Below are 4,271 nucleotides of genomic sequence, written 5' to 3' on the forward strand. Positions count from 1 at the left end.
TGCGGAGCTGGCGCAGGCCGTCGCCCACGCCCAGGCCGCAGGGGTCGCGGTGCTGCTGGGCTCGACCGGCTTCGCCGCGACCGACCTCGCCCAGGCCGGCACGCCGGAGCTCGACGTGAGCCCCGGCGACAGGGCTCCGGCCGGGGCCCATCTTGACCAGAACACAGACGTGACCGAGCAGGAGGTGCGGGCATGACGACCGCGACGAGGTGGCTCCGGCCCGAGCCCTTCCGGAATCCGTGGCGTGCCGTGGCCGTGGCGCTCCTTCCCCTGATGATCCTGGGGCTGCTCATCTCGGCCCTGTGGAACCCGCAGGACCGGCTCGACACCGTCAAGGCCGCGATCGTGAACCTCGACGAGCCGGTCGAGGTCCAGGGCCAGACCGTGCCGCTCGGCCGCCAGCTCGCCGCCGGCCTCGTGAGCGGCGGCGAGACCGCCGACGTCGCGGCCGGTGAGGCGGCGGCGATCCCCGCGTCCGACGCGAGCTACGACTGGGAGATCTCCGACGAGGAGACCGCGGCCGCCGGCCTGGCCGACGGCACCTACGCCGCGGTCATCACCATCCCCGAGGACTTCTCGGCGGCCGCGACCTCGTTCAGCGGCGACGACCCGGACAAGGCGGAGCAGGCGACCATCGACGTCGCCACGGCCCCCGACGGCCGCGTGCTGGACGACGCCCTCGCCCAGGTGGTCGCGCAGACCGCGACCGGCGTGCTCGGCAGCACCCTGACCGAGACCTACGTGGACAACGTGCTCGTGGGCTTCTCCACCCTCTCGGAGGAGCTGGGCAAGGCCGCCGACGGCGCCTCGCAGCTCGCCGACGGCGCGAACGAGGCCGGCAAGGGCGCAGAGCAGCTGGCTGACGGCGCGCGGCAGACCTCTGACGGCGTCTCCGGACTCGGCGACGGTGTATCCGGTCTGGCAGGCGGCGCCGGCACCTGGGCGTCGGGCGCCAACACCTGGGCCTCGGGTGCGGACGAGGTGTCCGCGGGGGTGGCTGGGCTGGCGGACGGAGCTTCTGGGTTGGCGGACGGAGCAAACCAGGTCGCCGCCGGTGTGGGTCAGAGCTCTGCTGGAGCTGCAAAACTTGCTGACGGCGCGGCTCAGTTCGGCGAGGGTGCCTCCGGGCTCTCCAAGGGAGCTGCTGGTCTTGCCGCTGGATCCAGCGAGCTTGCGGCCGGAGCCGAGAAGGCCGCGGACGGGGCAGGCGTGCTCTCCAAGAGTGCGGCCGCAGCGTCAGAGGGGGCCGTGGACCTGTTCACAGAGGCCGCGAAGGTCTGCAGCAACCCGGCGCTGGCGATCCAGGTCGCGGACCTGTGCGCGCAGGTGGCCCAGCACAGCGACCTCCCGGTGAGCGCCGGCACCGTCGCGTACGGCCTCAGCGCGATGTCTGACAAGTCCAGCGAGGAGAGCCTGTACGGCCTTGCCGCCGGAGCCTCGAAGCTCTCCGACGGCGCCGACGAGATCGCTGCCGGTGCCGAGGGGCTCGCGGGCGGAGCGAGCGAACTCTCCGCCCGCAACAAGCAGTTGGCCACCGGGCTCGAGCAGCTCCAAGGCGGCGCGACGCAGGTCGCGTCCGGTGCCTCCGGCCTGGCCGATGGCTCCAGCCAGCTCGCGACGGGTGCTTCCGGTCTCGCCTCCGGTGCGCGTGAGCTCTCGGGCGGCGCGGGCGGTATCGCGTCGGGTGCCACGCAGCTCGCCGACGGCGTTGGCCAGCTGGAGACGGGCACCGACCAGCTCGCGACCGGTGTGGGCGGTCTGGCCGACGGCGTCGGCGAGCTGGCCGGCGGTGCGCAGGACCTGTCCGACGGACTGGGTCAGGCGACCGAGGAGATCCCGTCGTACACGGAGCAGGAGCGTAAGTCCCTGGCCTCCGTCGTGGCCGACCCGGTCGCGACCGACGGCGAGGTCACCGACCTCAACACCGGTGCCACGGGCCCGATGTTCGCGGTGCTGGCGCTCTGGCTCGGCGCGCTCGCGCTGATGATCGTGTTCCCGCCGGTGCCGTTGCGCGCCCGCGGCTCGACCCGCGGCGCGCTGCGCCTCACGCTCGGCACGTTCGTGGTCCCGGCCGCGATCGGCCTGGGCACGGGCCTCGCGACCGGCGCGATCCTGGCCGGTATCGAGGGCCTCGACGTCGGCGGGTGGCTTGCCACCATGGGCTTCGGCGCGCTCGTCTCGGTCGCGTTCGTCGCGGTCAACCAGGCGCTCGCGGCGGCGCTCGGGCACGTCGGGCGGGGCATCAGCCTGCTCGTCGCGGTGCTCGTCATCGCCACGGGTGTGGTGTCCACCGCGCCGAGCGTGCTGGAGGGCCTGGCCGGGTTCCTGCCGGTGGGCCCGAGCCTGGCCGGCCTGGTGCGGCTCGTCGAGCCCGGCACGGGCGGCATCGCGATGGCGACCGCCGCGGTGGTCCTGTGGGCCGTCGCCGGGATCACGATCACGGCGCTGATGGTGGCGCGCGAGCGCACCGTCCGGGCGGCGGACCTCCTCCGCACGGCCTGACGACCCGTCCGCCGAGTGCGGGATGTTCGCCCTTCCAGATGGCTGGACAGGGCGAGCATCCCGCACTCAGTCGTTCTCGACCCGGCGCAGCCGGCCCGCCGTGTCCGGCCAGGGCACATGCGTCGGCTCCAGTGGGACCAGGGCCTTGGCCAGGAACGCGTCGCGCAGCACGATCCCGGCGGGCGAGAGCTCGCTGATCGCCAGCTCGACGTCGGCGCCGTCGAGCAGCCAGTGCTCCGCGAGCTCGCGCAGGCCCCGATCGAGCACCAGCTCCTCGGCCGAGTGGTAGTCCTGCGCGTCCCCGACGGCGTGGCCGAGTCGGTTGCGCGGGATCACGTCGGCGTAGTCGTCGGTCACCGGCTCGAGGTAACCGACGGTCTCGCCGTCCTCCCGCGTGACCGCGAGCCAGGTGTCGACGGGGGCTGTCTCCGGCATCGTCATGGGTCGACCATAGGGTCGCCCGCCGCGCCGGTGCCCGCTCTTTTCCGGGGCCACGCCGCCGGGCTCAGGCCAGGTCGGACTTCCGGATCAGCCCGTGCACGCCGACCGTGCGGTCGACGACCTGCGAGACCGCGAAGTCGGCTGCCGCGGAGAGGTAGGCGTAGGCGACCGCCCGGTCCAGGCCGTGGTCGTGCTCCAGGAAGTCGAGCGCGTTCACGACGGCCCGGCGCATCGCGACGTCGAGGTCGCTGAGCTGGCCGCCCACCGCACCGTCCGGGTCGGACAGGCCGATCGGGATCCATGCGTCCCGCGTCTCGGCGAACGGGTAGGAGTACGCGACCGAGGGCGCGTCCCCGGAGCCCGGCTTGCAGACGGTCAGCCGGAACGTGCCACGTAGCGAGCCCTCCATCGCGGTGAGCGCCACCTCGCCGTCACCCATCGCCATGTGTGGGTCGCCGACGTAGAAGAGCGCGCCCTCCGCGCTGACCGGCAGGTAGAAGGTGGAGCCGGCACCCAGGTGGCTGATGTCGATGTTGCCGCCGCCCAGCGTCGGCGGGATCGAGTTGGCCTCGGGCGCGGTGAGTCCCGTCGTGTCGGCATAGGCGACGCCCATCATCCCGAAGAAGGTCCTGAGCGGGAACCGCACCCGCCCGCGGCCCGAACCCATGGTCGCGTGGTCGCCGCGCACCTGGGCGAACACGGACACGTTCCCGTACTCGGTCGGGATGCCGGACCCGCGGCCGTCGGTGCCGACGGGCGGCATCACCTCGTCGAGCGTGATCCCCGCCGGAGCGCCTGCGGCAGTCCGGGCCAGCGCGCCCTTGCCGTGCCGCGACGAGACCACGCCGTAGGGCACGCGCGGCGTCGCCTCCAGCGTCTCGATCTTCAGCACGTCGCCCGGCTCGGCGCCCTCCACGAAGACGGGCCCGGTCACGATGTGCGGCCCGTCGACATCGAAGTCGCGCGGCGTCCGGGAGTACCCGGCGGCGATCGCGGCGGCGTCCTGAAGCACCTCGCGGCGGTGGACGCCGTGCTCGCCGAAGTACGCGACCGGGTCACGGCCCTGGTCCTCGAGGATGCCCTCGTGGGACACGGCGTCGATGGTGACGGTCTGCCCTGAGCGCATCCGGGTCACGGCGTCGGCGTGCACCGACGGGACGTAGCCCCACAGGACGTCGTCGACGTCCGAGCCCAGGTAGACGTCGCCGCGGATGCGGCCCCGGCCGGGCTGGAGCACCCCGGAGTACCGCCCCGAGCCCTGGTCTGCGCCCGCGCCCCGGCCCGTGGACAGGGTCGCGCCCGCGGCCGGCACCGCCGATCCGGCGGCC

The 4,271-nt window shown here is 73.7% G+C and carries 4 protein-coding genes; 2 read left to right on the plus strand and 2 right to left on the minus strand.

Annotated features, from left to right (window positions below):
- A partial coding sequence (locus PROKR_RS37645) for a hypothetical protein (RefSeq protein ID WP_036969720.1) occupies positions 1-196 on the plus strand: 196 nt, incomplete at its 5' end.
- The gene (locus tag PROKR_RS26410) at positions 193-2,502 is read left to right on the plus strand and encodes a YhgE/Pip domain-containing protein (RefSeq protein WP_051433391.1); all 2,310 of its coding nucleotides are present in this window, start codon (positions 193-195) and stop codon (positions 2,500-2,502) included. The genes PROKR_RS37645 and PROKR_RS26410, both read left to right, overlap by 4 nt.
- Before the next feature lie 66 nt (positions 2,503-2,568).
- On the opposite strand, the gene PROKR_RS26415 is transcribed toward PROKR_RS26410, so the two are convergent.
- Together PROKR_RS26415 and PROKR_RS26420 are read right to left on the minus strand one after the other, a co-directional pair.
- Positions 2,569-2,943 (minus strand): hypothetical protein, encoded by a 375-nt coding sequence (locus PROKR_RS26415; protein WP_051433392.1) that lies wholly within the window; start codon positions 2,941-2,943, stop codon positions 2,569-2,571.
- Between the two features lie 64 nt (positions 2,944-3,007).
- Positions 3,008-4,271, minus strand: a 1,264-nt coding sequence (locus tag PROKR_RS26420; protein WP_051433393.1) for an acetamidase/formamidase family protein, incomplete at its 5' end; no start/stop codon positions are given.

This window comes from Promicromonospora kroppenstedtii DSM 19349 (assembly GCF_000515355.1).
Classification (GTDB): domain Bacteria; phylum Actinomycetota; class Actinomycetes; order Actinomycetales; family Cellulomonadaceae; genus Promicromonospora; species Promicromonospora kroppenstedtii.

What these genes read in the sequence shown, in the direction of transcription:
- PROKR_RS26410 (WP_051433391.1), top strand. Translation starts at nt 193, where the DNA reads ATGACGACCGCGACGAGGTGGCTCCGGCCCGAGCCCTTCCGGAATCCG.
- PROKR_RS26415 (WP_051433392.1), bottom strand. Translation starts at nt 2,943, where the DNA reads ATGACGATGCCGGAGACAGCCCCCGTCGACACCTGGCTCGCGGTCACG.